At 61.0% G+C, this 1,795-nt stretch carries 1 protein-coding gene; it reads left to right on the top strand.

The annotated features are described in order from the left end of the window. A partial coding sequence (locus AC0L2A_RS36065) for a non-ribosomal peptide synthetase (protein WP_473612941.1) occupies positions 1 to 1,795 on the top strand: 1,795 nt, incomplete at both ends.

Below are 1,795 nucleotides of genomic sequence, written 5' to 3'. Positions count from 1 at the left end.
CGCACGGAATACTTGGTAACGGCTTGGCTGATCTATCTCGCCCGCATCACGGGAGAAGCAGAGCTTCAACTGGGATGCACGCCTGCATCGGATAGATCGCAAGCCGGTTCGAAAGCGGTGGAGATGCTTATCGCCTCTGTCGTGCCAATCAAAGTTACCATTGATCTTGCACATACTTTTGAGGAAGTGCGCAGGGCGGTGGCGGCCGAATTCGCTCGGCTGACGGAGCACGGCAGCTTCGCGCGGGATCTTATCGCGCGCTGCCCGACATTGCGAGGTGTGGAGGCACTACGGTCGCACCAGCCCTGGCCGATTGGCATCACAATCACGACAGACAGCTGTTCTGTCGCTGGCGATCTGACGACAAGCCAAAGTGCTGGGTCAGCCCCATGCGGCGATTTGCTGACGTTTGAGGTTTGCACTCAGGATGGGAACTTTCGATGGCATTTTGATGCAAGTCGATTAGCACCGGAGCAGATCGACCGTATGACGCAGCATTTGCAGAATCTGTTGTGCGCTGTGGTTGCCGATGCCGGGCAGCCGGTCGGCCGCATCGAGCTGCTGTCGCCCGAGGAGCGGACCTACCTTTTGGAGGAGCTGAACCGGACGGACGCGGACTATCCGTCGGATCTTTGCATCCACGAGCTGTTTGAGCAACAGGTGCGCCAGGCGCCCGAGGCGGTGGCATTGGTTCATGAGGGCGAGGCGCTCTCCTATGGCGAACTCAACGCCCGGGCCAACCGGCTGGCCCACCATCTGATCGGGCTTGGGGTCAGGCCGGGGGATCACATTGCGACAGTGCTGGACCGCTCCGTCGCCCTCGTGTTGGCGCAGCTGGCGATCCTGAAGGCGGGCGGAGTGTATGTGCCGATTGATCGCGCTCTTCCATCTGCGCGACAAGAATGGCTGATGGCCGATTGTGCTGCGCGCCTGGTGCTTAGCGAGAGTGACGATGATGATCTGCTTGAGGTGACGATCCCTGTTCTGGCCATTGAGCCGCTCATGACCGGAGCAGGGTCTAGTGCCGATCCTGGCCTGGCATTGAGCGCCGAGGCTGCCGCTTACGTGATGTACACGTCCGGCTCGACCGGCCTTCCCAAGGGGGTTGTTGTTGCTCACCGTGCGGTCAACCGGCTCGTCATCAACAATGGCTATGCGCAGTTCAGCTCGAGTGATCGTGTGGCGTGGGTGGGCAATCCCGCGTTTGATATCAGTACCCTGGAAGTGTGGGCACCGCTGCTACACGGTTCAAGCCTGGTTGTGATTCCACAAATTGATGTGCTGCAGCCAGAGGTGCTGCGCCGTCTGGTTCAGCAGCATGGCATTACCGTTCTGCATCTGACAGCCGGGTTGTTCAGCCAGAGCGCTGATGATTTAGGCCCGGCGCTGGCAAGCTTGCGGTTGCTATTGGTCGGCGGTGATGCGGTTGATGTGGCGGCAGTAGCACGGGTCTTGAGGGGGAGCCGACCGCAGCATCTCTTGCACTGCTACGGTCCGACCGAGACGACAACCTTTGCGACAGTCTGCGAGATTACCGCGATTGATGAGACGTTTGGCCGGCTCCCGATAGGGCGTCCGATTGCGAACACGCGGGTGTATCTTCTGGACGGCCATGGTGCTCCCGTGCCGTTCGGGGCGGTGGGCGAGCTCTATATCGGCGGGGCGGGGGTTGCGCGTGGCTATCTGAACCGTCCCGAGCTGACGGCCGAGCGGTTCATCGCCAGCCCGTTTGTGGAGGGCGACCGGCTGTACCGGAGCGGCGATCTGGCGCGTTATCTGCCGGACGGCAATCTGG

The sequence above is a fragment of the Mesorhizobium sp. WSM4844 genome, assembly GCF_055811775.1.
This window is presented reverse-complemented; position numbering and strand designations above follow the sequence as displayed.